16 protein-coding genes are annotated in these 16,967 nt (G+C 71.3%); 6 read left to right on the top strand and 10 right to left on the bottom strand.

Features of this window, described 5'->3' with window-relative positions; all coding sequences use genetic code 11:
- The first annotated feature begins 48 nt into the window (after nucleotides 1-48).
- A complete protein-coding gene (locus E6P78_RS12270; protein ID WP_206307795.1) occupies nucleotides 49-1,116 on the top strand; it encodes a serine hydrolase domain-containing protein in 1,068 nt (355 codons plus the stop codon).
- A gap of 328 nt (nucleotides 1,117-1,444) precedes the next feature.
- On the opposite strand, the gene E6P78_RS12265 is transcribed toward E6P78_RS12270, so the two are convergent.
- A complete protein-coding gene (locus E6P78_RS12265) occupies nucleotides 1,445-3,151 on the bottom strand; it encodes a glycerol-3-phosphate dehydrogenase/oxidase (protein WP_136203592.1) in 1,707 nt (568 codons plus the stop codon).
- Nucleotides 3,152-3,398: 247 nt separating this feature from the next.
- Between E6P78_RS12265 and E6P78_RS12260 the strand changes: the two genes are divergently transcribed.
- Nucleotides 3,399-4,661 (top strand): nucleotide sugar dehydrogenase, encoded by a 1,263-nt coding sequence (locus E6P78_RS12260; protein ID WP_136203591.1) that lies wholly within the window; start codon nucleotides 3,399-3,401, stop codon nucleotides 4,659-4,661.
- A gap of 122 nt (nucleotides 4,662-4,783) precedes the next feature.
- On the top strand, nucleotides 4,784-5,389 hold the full coding sequence (locus tag E6P78_RS12255) for a hypothetical protein (RefSeq protein WP_136203590.1): 606 nt from the start codon (nucleotides 4,784-4,786) through the stop codon (nucleotides 5,387-5,389).
- 88 nt (nucleotides 5,390-5,477) lie between these two features.
- Here E6P78_RS12255 and E6P78_RS12250 read toward each other — a convergent pair whose 3' ends face one another.
- From E6P78_RS12250 to E6P78_RS12235, 4 genes are all read right to left on the bottom strand, one after another.
- Nucleotides 5,478-6,602, bottom strand: a complete 1,125-nt coding sequence (locus E6P78_RS12250; protein ID WP_136203589.1) for a GuaB3 family IMP dehydrogenase-related protein — start codon at nucleotides 6,600-6,602, stop codon at nucleotides 5,478-5,480.
- Nucleotides 6,603-6,867: 265 nt separating this feature from the next.
- Nucleotides 6,868-8,370 (bottom strand): IMP dehydrogenase, encoded by a 1,503-nt coding sequence (guaB, locus tag E6P78_RS12245; RefSeq protein WP_136203588.1) that lies wholly within the window; start codon nucleotides 8,368-8,370, stop codon nucleotides 6,868-6,870.
- 141 nt (nucleotides 8,371-8,511) lie between these two features.
- Entirely contained in the window at nucleotides 8,512-9,087 is a 576-nt protein-coding gene (locus E6P78_RS12240; RefSeq protein WP_018101160.1) for a sigma-70 family RNA polymerase sigma factor, read from the bottom strand.
- Between the two features lie 267 nt (nucleotides 9,088-9,354).
- Nucleotides 9,355-9,966: a response regulator transcription factor gene (locus E6P78_RS12235; protein WP_003948568.1), complete on the bottom strand. Its 612-nt coding sequence runs from the start codon at nucleotides 9,964-9,966 to the stop codon at nucleotides 9,355-9,357.
- A gap of 445 nt (nucleotides 9,967-10,411) precedes the next feature.
- Here E6P78_RS12235 and E6P78_RS12230 point away from each other — a divergent pair, with 445 nt between their 5' ends.
- Nucleotides 10,412-10,738 (top strand): WhiB family transcriptional regulator, encoded by a 327-nt coding sequence (locus E6P78_RS12230; RefSeq protein ID WP_018550557.1) that lies wholly within the window; start codon nucleotides 10,412-10,414, stop codon nucleotides 10,736-10,738.
- A gap of 65 nt (nucleotides 10,739-10,803) precedes the next feature.
- Here E6P78_RS12230 and E6P78_RS12225 read toward each other — a convergent pair whose 3' ends face one another.
- Nucleotides 10,804-11,694 (bottom strand): LysR family transcriptional regulator, encoded by an 891-nt coding sequence (locus E6P78_RS12225; RefSeq protein WP_136203587.1) that lies wholly within the window; start codon nucleotides 11,692-11,694, stop codon nucleotides 10,804-10,806.
- A gap of 89 nt (nucleotides 11,695-11,783) precedes the next feature.
- Here E6P78_RS12225 and E6P78_RS12220 point away from each other — a divergent pair, with 89 nt between their 5' ends.
- Nucleotides 11,784-12,455: an MOSC domain-containing protein gene (locus tag E6P78_RS12220; protein WP_136203716.1), complete on the top strand. Its 672-nt coding sequence runs from the start codon at nucleotides 11,784-11,786 to the stop codon at nucleotides 12,453-12,455.
- Between the two features lie 74 nt (nucleotides 12,456-12,529).
- A complete protein-coding gene (locus E6P78_RS12215) occupies nucleotides 12,530-13,303 on the top strand; it encodes an SDR family oxidoreductase (RefSeq protein WP_136203586.1) in 774 nt (257 codons plus the stop codon).
- A 126-nt stretch (nucleotides 13,304-13,429) separates the two neighbouring features.
- On the opposite strand, the gene groL is transcribed toward E6P78_RS12215, so the two are convergent.
- The 4 genes from groL to E6P78_RS12195 form a co-directional block, all read right to left on the bottom strand.
- A complete protein-coding gene (gene groL, locus E6P78_RS12210) occupies nucleotides 13,430-15,052 on the bottom strand; it encodes a chaperonin GroEL (protein ID WP_136203585.1) in 1,623 nt (540 codons plus the stop codon).
- 101 nt (nucleotides 15,053-15,153) lie between these two features.
- A complete protein-coding gene (gene groES / locus E6P78_RS12205; protein WP_018101172.1) occupies nucleotides 15,154-15,462 on the bottom strand; it encodes a co-chaperone GroES in 309 nt (102 codons plus the stop codon).
- 204 nt (nucleotides 15,463-15,666) lie between these two features.
- Nucleotides 15,667-15,987 carry a hypothetical protein gene (locus E6P78_RS12200; RefSeq protein ID WP_136203584.1) on the bottom strand — a complete coding sequence of 107 codons (321 nt, stop codon included), beginning with the start codon at nucleotides 15,985-15,987 and terminating at the stop codon, nucleotides 15,667-15,669.
- A complete protein-coding gene (locus E6P78_RS12195; RefSeq protein WP_136203583.1) occupies nucleotides 15,984-16,967 on the bottom strand; it encodes a polysaccharide deacetylase family protein in 984 nt (327 codons plus the stop codon). The genes E6P78_RS12200 and E6P78_RS12195 overlap by 4 nt, the downstream gene beginning before the upstream one ends.

Here is a 16,967-nt window from a genome sequence, read left to right as displayed (position 1 = left end):
CGGGCCGGGCGGGACTTCGGGACACGGCCGAGGAAGGGACATCCCGCCATGCCGATGCTCAGGGCACCGCTCGTCGCCCTGGTGGTGCTGGCGTTGTGCGGACTCGGAACGGGGCCCCTCCCCAGCGAATCACACCTCACCCCCGCGGCCTCCTACCTCCCCCGGTTCACCGCCCGGGGAGGCGCCCCCGACGCGGCACTTCTGGCGCACGACCCCTCCTCCGCGCCGCGGAACACCTACCGTTCGACGGGCCCCGGCATCCGGTACGCGGACCGGTTCCGGGCAGGCAGCGTCACCAAGACGTTCGTCGCCGTCGTCGTCCTCCAACTCGCCGGGGAGAAAAGGCTGCGGCTGTCCGATACGGTCGAGCGCCTCCTGCCCGGGCTGATCCGGGGTCACGGCAACGACGGCCGCCGCATCACCCTGCGCGCCCTGCTCAGCCACACCAGCGGCCTCTACGACTACACCGACGACACCTCCGCGCACCCCCTCTCCGCCTCGGCCGCGGTCCGCACGGCAACGGCCCATCACCCCACGGCCGCACCCGGCACCTACACGTACTCCAACACCGATTACGCCGTCCTCGGCCTCGTCGTCCGCCGCGTCACCGGCCACACCTACGCGACCGAGATCCGCAGCCGCGTCATCGGCCCCCTCCACCTCACCGGCACCTCCCTGCCCGGCAGCCGCACCACCCTGCCCGCACCGCACGGCCGGGCCTACACGCGCGATCCGTCGGACGGCCACCTCACCGACGCCACCACCCTCGACCCGCGCACCGCCGGCGCGGCGGGCGAGCTGATCTCCACGCTCTCCGATCTGAACCGCTTCTACGCGGCCCTGCTGGGCGGAAGGCTGCTGATGCCCCCTCAGCTGACCTCCGCGCTCGACACCTCGGCGACGCACGGGCTGTACGGCCTCGGCGTCTTCCCGGAGCAGCTGTCCTGCGGGGTCACCGTCTGGGGCCACAACGGCCGCATCACGGGCAGTTATGTCCGCACCGCCGCCACCCGCGACGGCCGCCACACGCTGACCTACCGCTTCGACACGGACACCCTGGCCGAAGCGGACACGCTGGAACCGGCGCTCCTGGAAGCGGAGTTCTGCCCGAGCTGAGCGGCACGCCGGGGCCCGGGACGGGGACGCAAGGCCCGACCGGGAAGCGGGGCCCGGGGCCGGAACGCAAGGCCCGACCGGGAAGCGGGGCCCGGGACGGGAACGCAAGGCCCGACCGGGAAGCGGGGCCCGGGACGGGAACGCAAGGCCCGACCGGGAAGCGGGGCCCGGGACGGGGACGCAAGGCCCGACCGGGAAGCGGGGCCGGGGCCGGTACGCAAGGCCCGACCGGACGCGAGCCCCGACCGGGGTGCGCGGGCCCGGACCGGGCGCGAGGCCCAGCCCGGCCCCGGCCCCCGGCCGACCCCCGGCCCCCGGCCGACCCCCGTCAGAGCGGCACGATGTCCGGCGCGCCCAGCCTCGCCGCGTCCGCCGTCAGGTCGTCCGGCTGGCGCTGCGACTCGCGTTCCGCCTCCACCCGCTTCTCGTAGTGCGCGACCTCCCGGTCGATCTGACCGGAGTCCCAGCCGAGGACCGGCGCCATCAGCTCCGCGCAGAGCCGGGCGGAGCGGGCGCCCCGGTCGAAGGTCTCTATGGAGATCCGGGTCCGCCGGGTCAGCACGTCGTCGAGGTGACGGGCCCCCTCGTGCGAGGCGGCGTACACGATCTCGGCCTTCAGATAGTCGTCGGCGGCCGGCAGCGGTTCGCCCATCGCGGGGTCGGCGACGATCAGCTCAAGGATCTCCTCGGTCATCGAGCCGTACCGGTTCAGCAGATGCTCCACCCGGGCGACGTGGAGGCCGGTGCGGGCGGCGATCCTGGCGCGCGCGTTCCACTGGGCGCGGTAGCCCTCGGCGCCCAGCAGCGGGATGTCCTCCGTGACACAGGCGGCGACCCGCTGGTCGAGCCCGTGCACCGCCTCGTCCACGGCGTCCTTGGCCATCACCCGGTACGTCGTGTACTTGCCGCCCGCGACGACGACGAGGCCGGGCACCGGATGGGCCACCGTGTGCTCGCGGGACAGCTTGCTGGTGGCGTCCGACTCACCGGCCAGCAGGGGCCGCAGCCCGGCGTAGACGCCCTCGACGTCGTCCCTGGTCAGGGGCGTGGACAGGACCGCGTTGACATGTTCGAGCAGGTAGTCGATGTCGGCGCTGGAGGCGGCCGGGTGCGCCTTGTCCAGGTCCCAGTCGGTGTCCGTGGTGCCCACGATCCAGTGCCGGCCCCAGGGGATGACGAAGAGCACGGACTTCTCGGTGCGCAGGATCAGGCCGGTCGAGGAGTGGATGCGGTCCTTGGGGACGACCAGGTGGATGCCCTTGGAGGCCCGGACGTGGAACTGGCCGCGCTCGCCGATCAGCGACTGGGTGTCGTCCGTCCAGACGCCGGTGGCGTTGACCACCTGTTTGGCCCTGACCTCGTACTCACCGCCCGCCTCGACGTCCTCCACCCGGACGCCGACGACCCGTTCCCCCTCCCGGAGGAAGCCGACCACCTTGGCCCGGTTCGCCACCTGCGCGCCGTACCCGGCGGCGGTGCGCACCAGCGTCGCCACGTAGCGGGCGTCGTCCATCTGGGCGTCGTAGTACTGCAGGGCCCCCACCAGGGCGTCCCGCTTCAGGGCCGGGGCGACCCGCAGGGCCCGGCGGCGGGAGAGGTGCCGGTGCACGGGCAGGCCCCGGCCGTGCCCGGAGGAGAAGGACATCGCGTCGTACAGCGCGACGCCGGAGCCTGCGTACAGCCGCTCCCAGCCCTTGTGCTGCAACGGGTAGAGGAAGGGCACCGGCTTCACCAGGTGCGGGGCGAGCCGTTCGAGGAGCAGCCCGCGCTCCTTCAGCGCCTCTCTGACCAGGGCGAAGTCCAGCATCTCCAGATAGCGCAGCCCGCCGTGGATCAGCTTGCTCGACCTGCTCGACGTGCCGGACGCCCAGTCCCGCGCCTCGACCAGGCCGGTCGAGAGCCCTCTCGTGACCGCGTCCAGCGCCGTGCCGGCGCCGACCACGCCCGCCCCCACGACCAGCACGTCCAGTTCGCGCTCGGCCATCGCGGCGAGCGCCTCGGCGCGCTGCGCGGGTCCCAGTGTCGCTGTCCTCACTGCTGCCTCCCGGTAGATCGGGGTGGTCCGGCACGAAACGCGGCCCCGACCATGCGGTCGGCACCCGTGCCCACAGATCGATTCTGTCCGCGCTCAGCGACTTCAGCCACCGCCTGTGGACAACACCCGGACGACAAGGGCCCCACAATGCGACATATAGGTCATATTTACGCCTAGTCTGACATTGCGCTGTCCACAGCGGTTGCGCTTTCTGCTCTCATGGTCTTAGGGAAGGACGGCCATCCACGTGCCTGCAGACCTCGCCGTCATCGGACTCGGTCACCTCGGCCTGCCCCTCGCCCAGGCCGCCGTCCACGCCGGTATCCAGACCATCGGCTACGACACCGACCCCCGGGCCTTCGCGGAGGTCGTGGCGGGCCGTACCCCGGTCGAGGGATCACTCTCCGCGTCCGAAGTGCGCCGGATGCTCTCCGGAGGGTTCCGGCCCACCACCGACCAGGCCGAGCTGGGCCGGGTCCGTACCGCCGTGATCTGCGCGCCGACCCCGCTCGGCGCCGACCGCACCCTCGACCTGAGTGCCGTCGGCGACGCCGCCCGCGCCCTGGCCGCCCGGCTGCGCCCGCACACCACCGTGCTCCTCGAATCGGCGGTACCCCCCGGCACCACGGAGAACTTCCTGCTCCCCCTCCTCGAAGAGGGCTCGGGGCTGCGCGGCGGGCGAGACTTCCACCTCGCCCACTCCCCCAGCCGGCTTGACCCCGGTAACCGCACCCACGTCTACGCCAGCACCCCCAAGGTCATCGGCGGCCTCACCCCCGCCTGCACCGAGTCGGCCGCCGCCTTCTACGGCCGGCTCACCGACAAGGTCGTCCGCGCCCGGGGCCCGCGCGAGGCCGAGATGACCAAGGTCCTGGAGACCAACTTCCGGCACGTCAACATCGCCCTGGTCAACGAGATGGCGGTGCTCTGCCACGACCTCGGTGTCGACCTCTGGGACGTCATCCGGTGCGCCGAGACCAAACCCTTCGGCTTCCAGCCCTTCCGCCCCGGCCCCGGCGTCGGGGGCCACGGCGCCCCGGTCGACCCGGGCCACCTCCCGTACAACAGCCGCACCCCCGGCCCCCCGCTGCGGATGGTCTCGCTGGCCCAGGAGATCAACGACCGGATGCCGCAGTACGTGATCCAGCGCTGCGCCACCCTCCTCAACGAACACGGAAAGGCCGTCCGGGGCGCCCGGGTGCTCCTGCTCGGCGTCACCTACAAGCCCGACCTCGCCGACCAGGAGGCGTCCCCCGCCCGCGAGATCGCCACCCGGCTGATGGACATGGGCGCCCAGATCGGCTACCACGACCCCCACGTCCTGGACTGGCGCGTACGCGAACTCCCCGTCCCCCGCGCCGATTCGCTCTACGAGGCCGCCGCCGGCGCGGACCTCACGGTGCTGCTCCAGCACCACCGTACGTACGACCTCCAGGGCCTCGCCGTGAAGGCGCAACTCCTCCTCGACACCCGCGGAGCGACCCCCGCCGGAGCCGCCCACCGGCTCTGATGACGGCCCCTCGGCCCAGTCCCCCCAAGGATTTCGGTGGGCCGTTGTCGGAACCGGCTGCTAGCCTGCGGCGTCACTCGTCGCACACCAGTGCGCAGACGTCCCCAGGGGGAGAACCCAGCATGAGCCAGCCCGTGCCACCGCCGAACCAGCCCGTACCACCGCCGAACCAGCCCTACGGCGCCCAGCCCCAGGGCGGCAACCCGTACGCCGGCCAGCAGCCCGGCGTCCCGTTCGCGGGTCAGCAGCCCGGCAACCCGTTCGCGGGTCAGCAGCCCGGCGTTCCGTACGGCGCCCCCGCCCCGTTCACCCCGGCCCCGCCGGCGCGCAACAATGTCGGGCTCGGCATCGCCGCCGCCGTCGTCGCGGCCGTCGTCGCAGCGGCGCTCTACGGCGTGATCATCGGCACCACCAAGCACGAAATCGGCTACGCGGCCGTGGCTGTCGGCTTCGTCGTCGGCTTCGCCTCCGGCAAGGTCGGCGGCCGGAACCCCGTCGTGCCGGTCGTGAGCGCCGTCTTCGCGCTGGTCGCCGTCTACTTCGGTCAGCTCCTCGGCGAGGCGATGATCGCGGCCAAGGAGTTCCCGGTCACGGTGTCCGAGCTGTTCTTCGACCACTTCGGCCTGCTGAACGAGGCGTGGAAGGCCGACTCGAACTTCCTCACCTACTTCTTCTTCGTCATCGCGGCCATCGCCGCGTTCTCCGGCGCCAAGAAGGCCGCCGCCTAAGGGCTGTCCCGGACCCGAGCGGGACACACCGGAGGGCCCGTACCGCTCTCGCCATCGCGGTCCGGGCCCTCGGTCGTACGGGAAGGACTCAGCGGCTGTGCTGCGAGTCCGCCACCGTCACCTCGACGCGCTGGAACTCCTTGAGGTCGCTGTAGCCCGTGGTCGCCATCGCCCGGCGCAGCGCGCCGAAGATGTTCATCGAGCCGTCGGGGGAATGCGAAGGACCGGTAAGGACCTCCTCCGTCGTCCCGACCGAGCCGAGGTCGACCAGCTTGCCGCGCGGCACGTCCTCGTGGACGGCCTCCATGCCCCAGTGCCGGCCGCGCCCCGGCGCGTCCGTCGCGCGGGCCAGCGGGGAGCCCATCATCACGGCGTCCGCACCGCAGGCGATGGCCTTCGGCAGGTCGCCGGACCAGCCGACGCCGCCGTCCGCGATCACGTGCACGTACCGGCCGCCGGACTCGTCCATGTAGTCGCGGCGGGCACCGGCCACGTCGGCGACCGCGGTCGCCATCGGGACCTGGATGCCGAAGACGTTGCGCGTGGTGTGCGCGGCGCCGCCGCCGAAGCCGACGAGGACACCGGCCGCGCCCGTACGCATCAGGTGCAGGGCCGCGGTGTACGTGGCGCAGCCGCCGACGATCACCGGGACGTCCAGCTCGTAGATGAACTGCTTCAGGTTCAGCGGCTCGGCCGCGCCCGAGACGTGCTCGGCGGAGACGGTCGTGCCGCGGATGACGAAGATGTCCACACCCGCGTCCACGACGGCCTTGGAGAACTGGGCGGTGCGCTGCGGGGAGAGCGCGGCGGCGGTGACGACACCGGAGTCGCGCACCTCCTTGATGCGCTGCCCGATCAGCTCCTCCTGGATGGGGGCGGAGTAGATCTCCTGGAGCCGGCGGGTCGCGGACTCGACGGGCATCTGGGCGATCTCGTCAAGGAGCGGCTGCGGGTCGGCGTGCCGGGTCCACAGCCCTTCCAGGTTGAGCACGCCGAGGCCGCCGAGCTCACCGATGCGGATGGCGTGCTGCGGGGACACCACGGAGTCCATGGGGGCGGCCAGGAACGGCAGCTCGAAGCGGTAGGCGTCGATCTGCCAGGCGATCGAGACCTCCTTCGGGTCGCGGGTCCGGCGGCTCGGGACGACGGCGATGTCGTCGAATGCGTATGCCCGGCGGCCGCGCTTGCCGCGCCCGATCTCGATCTCAGTCACGATGATGTGGCCTTTCCCTCTGCGTCTGCGCTGTCCAGTATCCCCGACACGCACGGAGACCGGCGGCCGCATGGGGGGTGGGAGAAGGAGCGGGGCTGGGTGCGTGCAGCTGCACGGCGGAGGATTGAGCCATGGCGGGGCCATGGTGATTGACGACAACGCCGCAGATGCGCGTGCCCAGCCCCGCGACGCCGCCCCCCATGCCGCCGCCGGTCCAGGGGCGGTCCCGGGAACCCCCGGTCCGCCCCTCACGCGTGCTGTCGCGTTACTTCCTGCTGTAGTTCGGTGCCTCGACCGTCATCTGGATGTCGTGCGGGTGGCTCTCCTTGAGGCCCGCCGAGGTGATCCGCACGAAGCGGCCCTTGCTCTCCATCTCGTCGACCGAGGCCGCGCCCACGTACCCCATCGTCTGGCGGAGACCGCCGACGAGCTGGTGCAGCACGTTGGCGAGGGGGCCGCGGTAGGGCACCTGGCCCTCGATGCCCTCGGGGACGAGCTTGTCGTCGGAGGCCACCTCGGCCTGGAAGTACCGGTCCTTCGAGTAGGAGCGGCCCTGCCCGCGGGACTGCATCGCACCCAGCGAACCCATGCCGCGGTACGACTTGAACTGCTTGCCGTTGATGAAGAGGAGTTCGCCCGGCGACTCCTCGCAGCCCGCGAGGAGCGAGCCCAGCATCACGCTGTCGGCGCCGGCGGCGAGCGCCTTGCCGATGTCGCCGGAGTACTGGAGGCCGCCGTCGCCGATGACCGGAACGCCCGCCGCACGGGCGGCCAGCGCGGCCTCGTAGATCGCGGTGACCTGCGGGACGCCGATGCCGGCGACCACACGGGTCGTACAGATCGAACCGGGCCCGACACCGACCTTGACGCCGTCCACGCCGGCGTCGATCAGTGCCTGGGCGCCGTCGCGGGTCGCGACGTTGCCGCCGATGACGTCCACGTTCACGGCCGACTTGATCTTGGCCATCCAGTCGAGGGCGTTGCGGTTGTGGCCGTGCGAGGTGTCGACGATGAGGAAGTCCACACCGGCCTCGGCCAGCGCCTGGGCGCGTTCCAGCGCCTCCGGGCTGGCGCCCACGGCCGCACCGACGAGCAGGCGTCCCTCGGCGTCCTTGGCCGCGTTCGGGTACTGCTCGGCCTTCTTGAAGTCCTTGACCGTGATGAGGCCCTTGAGGATGCCCGCCTCGTCCACCAGCGGAAGCTTCTCGATCTTGTGGCGGCGCAGCAGCTCCATGGCGTCCACGCCGGAGATGCCGACCCGCCCGGTGACCAGCGGCATCGGCGTCATGACCTCGCGCACCTGGCGCGAACGGTCCGACTCGAAGGCCATGTCACGGTTGGTGACGATGCCCAGGAGCTTGCCCGCCGGGTCGGTGACCGGGACGCCGCTGATGCGGAACTTGGCGCAGAGCGCGTCGGCCTCGCCGAGCGTGGCGTCCGGGCCGACCGTGATCGGGTCGGTCACCATGCCGGACTCGGAGCGCTTGACCAGGTCGACCTGGTTGACCTGGTCCTCGACCGAGAGGTTGCGGTGCAGTACGCCGACGCCGCCCTGCCGGGCCATGGCGATGGCCATGCGGGCCTCGGTCACCTTGTCCATGGCGGCGGACAGCAGCGGGATGTTCACCCGTACGTTGCGCGAGATGAGCGTCGAGGTGTCGACCGCGTTGGGCAGCACTTCGGATGCGCCCGGCAGCAGCAGCACGTCGTCGTATGTCAGCCCGAGCGTCGCGAATTTCTCGGGCACTCCGTCGACGTTTGCAGTCATGACACCTTCCCCAAATGGCCTTGATCGGTGCGGATGTCCATGCTAACGGGCTCCGGACGCGTCTCATTCCACGGGCAAGATCACCCGCAGGTTCTGTAGCTTCCTACGGCCTCCGCGTACGCCGCCGCGCGGGCTGCCGGCTCACTGCTCCGCGAGGGCCCGCAGCCGGCTCAGCGCCCGGTGCTGCGCGACCCGGACGGCGCCCGGCGACATGCCCAGCATCTGCCCGGTCTCCTCGGCGGTCAGCCCGACCGCGACCCGCAGAACGAGCAGCTCACGCTGGTTCTCCGGGAGGTTGGCGAGGAGTTTCTTCGCCCAGGCGGCGTCGCTGCTGAGCAGCGCGCGCTCCTCGGGGCCGAGCGAATCGTCCGGCCGCTCCGGCATCTCGTCGGAGGGCACGGCGGTCGATCCCGGGTGCCGCATCGCGGCGCGCTGGAGATCGGCCACCTTGTGACCGGCGATGGCGAAGACGAAGGCTTCGAAGGGTCTGCCCGTGTCCTTGTAGCGCGGCAGCGCCATGAGCACCGCGACGCAGACCTCCTGCGCCAGGTCCTCGACGAAATGGCGGGCGTCGCCGGGCAGCCGGTTCAACCGGGACCTGCAGTAGCGCAGGGCCAGCGGATGGACGTGGGCCAGCAGATCGTGAGTGGCCTGCGCGTCGCCCTCGACGGCGCGGTGCACCAGGGCACCGATCACCGTCGTTCCGTCGTCGCGCATCGAACCATGGTGCCCCGGCGCCGCGTCATCCGCGGCACCGCGTCCGTAGTTGTGCACCGAAGCGTTATGAGCGGGTGCGCCGGAAGTCATGTCCTGCGCCCTCCCCTTCCGCTCGACCGAATCGTTCCCGAGGAACTCCACGTCTCAAGGATGCGGCATCGGCCGGGAAGCGTCACATACCGCCGGAGCGGCGGGCTCCGTCGGCGGGCTACGGCTCGCGCCGCATCGCTCCGTCGGCGGGGTACGGCTCACGCCGCACCCCCCGCACTAGCGGACCAGGCCCCAGCGGAAGCCGAGCGCCACCGCGTGGGCCCGGTCCGAGGCGCCGAGCTTCTTGAACAGACGCCGGGCGTGCGTCTTCACCGTGTCCTCGGAGAGGAACAGCTCACGGCCGATCTCCGCGTTGGAGCGGCCGTGGCTCATCCCTTCGAGGACCTGGATCTCACGCGCCGTGAGCGTGGGCGCCGCACCCATCTCGGCCGAGCGCAGCCGGCGCGGGGCGAGCCGCCACGTCGGGTCGGCCAGGGCCTGGGTGACGGTCGCCCGGAGCTCGGCCCGGGAGGCGTCCTTGTGCAGATACCCGCGGGCGCCGGCGGCGACCGCCAGCGCGACGCCGTCCAGGTCCTCCGCGACGGTCAGCATGATGATCCGGGCACCGGGATCGGCGGAAAGCAGCCGTCGGACTGTCTCCACCCCCCCGAGTCCGGGCATGCGTACGTCCATGAGAATCAGATCCGAACGGTCGGCACCCCAGCGGCGGAGGACTTCCTCGCCGTTGGCGGCCGTCGTCACACGCTCGACGCCGGGCACGGTCGCGACCGCGCGACGGAGCGCTTCTCGGGCAAGCGGGGAGTCGTCGCAGACGAGGACGGATGTCATGACCGCCCTCCGCAGCTGTTGCGCGTCACCTTGAGCCTCCAGGCTGTTACAAGTCGTCACCTGTGCGGTTGACGCTCTCGGACATCTGCCCGATCGCTCTTTCTGCCAACCGCCTCCGCACTCTCAACGACGGTCACTCGAAAGAGTTACGGGTTGGAAGACCGAGTTCGGCACTCTACGTGAGGAAGCGCACACGGAGGAGAACGCCACGGGTCGTCCAGCCGTCAACCGAAACTTTTGGTGAACGCATGCCCCATTTAGCGGGTTTTCTTTCCTTTTGCTGGTGTCTGTGGCTAGATTCGCAATCAGTCATATTTACATCTACTAACACCGTAGATGTACGGTTTTGTACGCGGTCATCGACGAGCATCCACCCACGACGCACCCGGTCCACGACGAACGACTACGACGTTTCCGACTCAGCACGGTTTCGAGGGGACAAGCAATGGCCGATTTCTCCCGCCTTCCCGGACCCAACGCCGATCTGTGGGACTGGCAGCTGCTGGCAGCCTGCCGCGGGGTCGACAGCTCGCTGTTCTTCCACCCCGAGGGGGAACGCGGGGCCGCCCGCAGCGCCCGCGAGACCTCCGCGAAGGAGGTCTGCATGCGGTGCCCGGTACGTGCCGAGTGCGCCGCCCACGCGCTGGCGGTACGCGAGCCCTACGGGGTGTGGGGCGGACTGACCGAGGACGAGCGCGAGGAACTCATGGGACGCGCCCGCAACCGCCTGATCTCGGCGGCGGCCCCCTCGTCCCCGCCCGGACACGGCTGATCCCCCGCCGCCCCGCACCACAACAGAAACGTTTCTTCACTCACCCCGCCCCCGCAGGCCCATCCTCAGCGGGCCGCCGCCAGGGAGAGCTGGTCCAGGGTCGCCGCCACGGCCGGGACCCGCGCCAGGTCGGGCAGGGTCAGCGCGACGATCTCGCGCTCGATGGCCGGCTCCACCGTGACGGTCCTGGCGCCCCTGGGGCGTACCGACTCGATCGCCAGCGCCGGCAGTACGGCAACGCCCAGGCCCGCGCCGACCAGGCCGATCACCGCCGGGTAGTCGTCGGTGGCGAAGTCGATGCGCGGGGTGAAGCCGGACTCCTCGCACACCTCCACGAGCTGCCTGCGGCACCGGGGGCAGCCCGCGATCCAGGACTCCCCGGCCAGTTCCGCGATGCCCACCTCGTCCCGGTCCGCCAGCGCGTGCCCCTCGGGGACGAGGCCGGTCAGCCGGTCGGTGAGCAGCGGGCACACCACCAGGTCGTCCCACTCGTCACCCGGTTCGCCGTACCGGAACGCGAGCGCGATGTCGCAGTCGCCGTCGCGCAGCATCTCCACCGACCGGGGCGGCTCGGCCTCGACCAGGGAGACCTGGGTGCCGGGGTGGGCGGCCCGCAGCGCGGCGAGGGCGCCCGGGACCAGGGACGAACTGCCGCTGGGGAACGAGACGAGGCGGACCCGGCCGGCCCGCAGCCCGGCGATCGCGGCGACCTCCTCCTCCGCGGCGGTGAGCCCGGCGAGGATGCCGGACGCGTGCCGCACAAGGGCCTCGCCCGCCTGCGTCAGCCGCATCTCGCGGCCCGTACGGATGAGCAGCGTGGTACCGGCGGAGGCCTCCAGGGCCTTCATCTGCTGGCTGACCGCTGGCTGGGTGCAGCCCAGCTCACGGGCGGCGGCGGAGAACGAGCCGGTGGTGGACACGGCGCGCAGGACGCGGAGGTGGCGGGCTTCGATCACCCCTCGATCATAAGGGACACTTGGGGCAAGAGCGAATTATTCGCGTGCGACTTTGGGCCGGTACTGGTTAGCGTTCGGGTATGACCGCAATGACTGTGCTGACCGTGAACGCGGGGCGTCCCACGGCGGCGTCCTACACCGATGCCCCGGACGGCATGACCGGGATCGACAAGCGCCCCGTCGAGGGGCTGGTCCGGGTCGGCGACCCCGGGCCCAAGGGCGTGGGCGGCAGCGGTCTCGCCGGGGACGCGGTCTGCGACCTGCGCCACCACGGCGGCTCCCACCAGGCCGTCTACGCCTTCGCCCGCGAAGAACTCGACGCCTGGGAGCGGGAGCTCGGGCGCCCGCTGGCCAACGGCTCGTTCGGCGAGAACCTGACCACGGCCGGGATCGGGGTCAGCGGTGCGCTGATCGGCGAGCGCTGGCGGATCGGCGCCCAACTGGTCCTGGAGGTCACCTCCGGCCGGATTCCGTGCCGTACGTTCGCGGGCCACCTCGGCGAGGCGCGCTGGGTCAAGCGGTTCACGCAGGCGGCGGCCCCGGGGGCGTACTTCCGGGTCATCACGCCGGGCTCCGTCCGAGCCGGCGACCCGGTCGAGATCGTGCACCGGCCGGACCACGGGGTGACGGTCGAGCTTCAGTTCCGGGCCGTGACGACCCGGCGCGACCTGCTGCCGCTGCTCCTGCCGGCGGGCGAGGCGCTGCACCCGGAGGCGCTGCGGAAGGCGCGCGCGTACGAGGCGAAGCTCGCCGCCTCCTGACCGAGGCGCCGGGCGCGCGCGGGGCGCCGAGAGCGCCGTGAACCGCCGATTCCGGATGCTCTAACGTGCCGCGTATGACGACTGCACTGATTACGGGCGCGACCGCGGGCATCGGGGCCGCCTTCGCGCGGCGGCTCGCGGCGGACGGGCACAACCTCGTGCTGGTGGCCCGCGACACCGACCGGCTGCGGGATCAGGCCACCGAGCTGCACGACCGGCACGGCATCGAGGCCGAGGTGCTGACCGCGGACCTGTCCGGGGACAAGGGGATCAGCGCGGTCGAGGAACGGCTCGGCGACCGCCTGCAGCCCGTCGATCTCCTGGTCAACAACGCCGGGTTCGGCAACAGGGGCCGCTTCCTCGACGTCCCGGTGGCCGACGAGCTGACGATGCTGAAGGTGCACTGCGAGGCGGTCCTGCGGCTGACCTCGGCGGCGGCGGCCGGGATGAAGGAGCGTGGCAGGGGCGGGATCGTCAACGTGGCCTCGGTCGCGGCGTTCCTGCCGCGCGGTACGTACGGGGCGTCCAAGGCGTGGGTCGTGCAGTTCACCCAGGGCGCGGCGACGGACCTGGCCGGTTCGGGGGTGCGGATGATGGCGCTCTGCCCCGGCTTCGTACGGACGGAGTTCCACCAGCGGGCCGGGATGGGCACGGGCAACATCCCCGGCTGGATGTGGCTCGACGCCGACAAGCTGGTGGCCACGGCGCTCGCGGACCTGGCGCGCGGCAAGTCCCTGTCGATCCCCGACCCCCGCTACAAGGCGCTGATGGGTCTGGTGAAGGTGACGCCGCGCGGCCTGCTCGGGGGCGTGACCTCCCGGACGGGCCGCAAGTACGGGCCGCAGTGACTTCCCGGGGCCCCGCCCCCCGTGCCCCCGCTCCTCGATCGCCGGAGGGGCTTGAAAGGGGGCTTGAAAGAGCACACGCGAAAGGCCCGGTACCCCGCGCGGGGTACCGGGCCTTTCGGTTACGCGCTAGTGGGAGTGCCCGTGGCCGTGACCGGCCTCCGGCTCCTCCTCGGCCGGCTTCTCGACGACCAGGGTCTCGGTCGTGAGCAGCAGCGACGCGATGGACGCGGCGTTCTCCAGGGCGGAGCGGGTGACCTTGACCGGGTCGATGACGCCGGCCTTCACCAGGTCGCCGTACTCGCCGGTCGCGGCGTTGAAGCCCTGGCCCTTGTCGAGCTCGGCGACCTTCGAGGTGATGACGTAGCCCTCGAGGCCCGCGTTCTCCGCGATCCAGCGAAGCGGCTCGACGGCGGCGCGGCGCACGACCGCGACACCGGTGGCCTCGTCGCCGGTCTTGCCGAGGTTGCCCTCCAGGACCTTGACGGCGTGGACGAGGGCGGAGCCACCACCGGAGACGATGCCCTCCTCGACCGCGGCGCGGGTCGCGGAGATGGCGTCCTCCAGACGGTGCTTCTTCTCCTTGAGCTCCACCTCGGTGGCGGCACCGACGCGGATCACGCAGACACCGCCGGCCAGCTTCGCCAGGCGCTCCTGAAGCTTCTCGCGGTCCCAGTCGGAGTCCGTGGCCTCGATCTCGGCCTTGATCTGGTTGACGCGGCCGGCGACCTCGTCGGACTTGCCGCCGCCGTCGACGATGGTGGTGTCGTCCTTGGAGACGGTCACGCGGCGGGCGGTGCCCAGCACGTCCAGACCGGCCTGGTCGAGCTTGAGGCCGACCTCCTCGGCGATGACGGTCGCACCGGTGAGGGTGGCGATGTCGCCGAGCATGGCCTTGCGGCGGTCACCGAAGCCGGGGGCCTTCACGGCGACGGCGTTGAACGTGCCGCGGATCTTGTTGACGACCAGGGTCGACAGGGCCTCGCCCTCGACGTCCTCGGCGATGATCAGCAGCGGCTTGGAGCCACCGGCCTGGATGACCTTCTCCAGGAGCGGCAGCAGCTCCTGGATCGAGCCGATCTTGCCCTGGTGGATCAGGATGTACGGGTCGTCGAGGACGGCCTCCATACGCTCCTGGTCGGTCACCATGTACGGGGACAGGTAGCCCTTGTCGAAGGCCATGCCCTCGGTGAAGTCGAGGTCCAGGCCGAAGGTGTTGGACTCCTCGACGGTGATGACACCGTCCTTGCCGACCTTGTCCATCGCGTCCGCGATGAGCTCGCCGACCTGGGCGTCCTGCGCGGAGAGCGCGGCGACGGCGGCGATGTCGGACTTGTCGTCGATCGGGCGGGCGGTCGCGAGGAGTTCCTCGGACACGGCCTTGACCGCGGCGTCGATGCCCTTCTTCAGGGCGGCCGGGGATGCGCCGGCGGCGACGTTGCGCAGGCCCTCGCGGACGAGCGCCTGGGCGAGGACGGTGGCGGTGGTCGTACCGTCACCGGCCACGTCGTTGGTCTTGGTCGCCACCTCCTTCACCAGCTGGGCACCGAGGTTCTCGTACGGGTCGTCCAGCTCGACCTCGCGCGCGATGGTGACACCGTCGTTGGTGATGGTGGGAGCACCGAACTTCTTGTCGATGACGACGTTGCGGCCCTTGGGGCCGATCGTCACCTTCACCGTGTCGGCAAGCTTGTTGACGCCGCGCTCGAGGGCGCGACGGGCGTCCTCGTCGAACTTCAGGATCTTCGCCATGGAGCTGAACTGTCCTCTCAAAACAAGAACTGCGCCCCTGCCGCCCGGCTAGTCATCTCGCTGGGGGCCAGGGGCGCAGAACAGAAGCAAACGTGGGTGAATTACTTCTCGATGATCGCGAGCACGTCGCGAGCCGAGAGGACGAGGTACTCCTCGCCGTTGTACTTCACCTCGGTGCCGCCGTACTTGCTGTACAGCACGACATCGCCGGTCTTGACGTCGAGCGGCAGGCGCTCGCCGTTCTCGAAGCGGCCCGGGCCCACGGCCAGGACGACGCCCTCCTGGGGCTTCTCCTTGGCGGTGTCCGGAATAACCAGGCCGGAGGCCGTGGTCTGCTCGGCGTCGAGCGGCTGGACCACAATGCGGTCCTCGAGCGGCTTGATCGCAACCTTGGAGCTGGCGGTCGACACGATCCGGTCTCCCCCTTCGGAGATCTCACGGGGTTAACAGTCTTTGGGTGGCGACCAGGTGGGCCCGTCGTCGCGGGTGCCGGACCTGCCGGTCGCACAGTACTGCTGGCACTCTCCAGTGGGGAGTGCCAGCACTGAGACTATGACCGCGATTAGCACTCGGTCAAGCGGAGTGCCAATTCACGCCCCTTGTGGCGGACCCGCCTACCGCCTCGCGCACTCCGTACCCGCACCCACCCCCGCGTACGCCCCGCCCCCGCCGGGCCACCAGTGCCTCGCCGGGGCGGCGGTCCCGGCGTGCCCGGCCGCCGGGACCGCCCGGACGCAGGCGACGACGACCAGCGCCCCCGGGGCCCCGTGATCGCCGTGCACCGCCGCCGGGGTGCTCGGCCGCCGGTCCACCCGCTGTGCCGCCTTGCGGCCCAGCCGGGCGATCGGGTCCACCGACTGCGCGCAGCCGGTGGTGACGGTCAGGAGCGCACCGGCCGTCAGCAGTCCGGCCAGCAGCCGGTGCGCCCTTCTCATACGTAGTCCTCCAGCCGGGCCACGGCGTATCCCTTGTCCGTGACGACCTTCATGACGGCCCGGATCAGGTCGGGCATGCTGCCCTTCCAGTCGTTCTTGCCGCGGAAGTGGGTGAGGATGATGTCGCCGGGGTGCAGGTCGAGGTCTTCCTCGCGCCACTCCATGTGGTCGGGGAACGCCTCCTCGGCCCAGAGCGGTACGGCGGTGATGCCGCAGGACTTGGCGATGCGCAGGGTGTCGGTGTTGTAGTTGCCGTACGGCGGGCGGAAGAGCCGGGGCCGCTTGCCGAACTGCTTCTCGATGATGTCCTGCTGGTCGCAGATCTCCTGCTTCTGCTCCTCGTGGGAGAGGCCCGGCATGTAGCGGTGGTTGAGTGTGTGGTTGTTGAGCGTGACCCCGCGCTCCTGGGCGTCCTTGAAGTACGTGTAGTCGTCGCGCACCAGGTAGTCGCTGAGGAAGGCGCTGTACGGGATGTTCAGCTCCGACATCATCCGCAGCAGCTCGGGGTCCTTGTCGTCGCCGTCGTCCATCGTCAGGAAGACGATCTTGTCCTTGGTGGGGACGGTGGTGAAGACCGGCGGCAGCGAGTCGTCCTGGCCCTCGACCTCGAAGCCCTTGCGGGTGGTGATGCGCGGCTTCACGGCGGGCGGTACGGGCGCCGCGAGCGGCGTGCTCGCCAGGCCCCACTTCTTGGCGGCGACCGCGCGGGCCGCCTGGGCGAGTTCGGCCCGCTCCGCCTGCGCCGCGCGGGTGCCCAGCGCCCCCGCCGGGGCCTGGGCCTGCGCGCCCGGCTGTCCGGCTTGGAGCTTCGCGCCCGATCCGGCCCCGGATTCGCCGGTCCCGGCCGCACAGCCGGAGCCGACGGCGGCGACCAGGAGCGCGGCCAGGACCGCGTAGCCCGGCCGGCGCCGCAGGTGGCCCCGCCCCCGTCGCGCCCGCCGCTGCCCGCCCGTCGTCGCATCCGGTCTGCGCCCATTCAT

Source organism: Streptomyces sp. A0958 (assembly GCF_004795035.1).
Classification (GTDB): domain Bacteria; phylum Actinomycetota; class Actinomycetes; order Streptomycetales; family Streptomycetaceae; genus Streptomyces.
The sequence above is the reverse complement of the archived record's forward strand: the minus strand, read 5'-3'. Positions and strand labels throughout refer to the sequence as shown.